This is a genomic window from Pseudoalteromonas sp. SR43-5 (assembly GCF_014163835.1).
Lineage (GTDB): Bacteria > Pseudomonadota > Gammaproteobacteria > Enterobacterales > Alteromonadaceae > Pseudoalteromonas > Pseudoalteromonas distincta.
In genome coordinates this window covers 1-248 of sequence record NZ_JACJEA010000097.1, presented here as the reverse complement: position 1 = coordinate 248, position 248 = coordinate 1, and the positions used below count along the sequence as shown (strand labels likewise).

Sequence of the window (248 nt, the reverse complement as noted above, 5' to 3'; positions counted from 1 at the left end):
GCGTTTTATGCGACAGTTTGACAGAAGTTAATATGACTAAAGTAGACATTACTTAGAAAGACTAAAAAAATATTATCAGATATTTTCCAAATTCAGTTAGTGCGTAGAAATACGGATTAACGCCCTAATTTGCTTGGTGACAATAGCGTTTTGGACCCACCTGACTCCATGCCGAACTCAGTAGTGAAACGAAACAGCGCCGATGATAGTGTAGCATTTGCTATGTGAAAGTAGGACATTACCAGGCT

At 38.7% G+C, this 248-nt stretch carries 1 rRNA gene; it reads left to right on the top strand.

Annotation, left to right across the window (positions count from 1 at the left end):
* Positions 1–132: 132 nt before the first annotated feature.
* Positions 133–247 (top strand): 5S ribosomal RNA (gene rrf / locus H5090_RS20650).
* The last annotated feature ends 1 nt before the right edge of the window (position 248 follow it).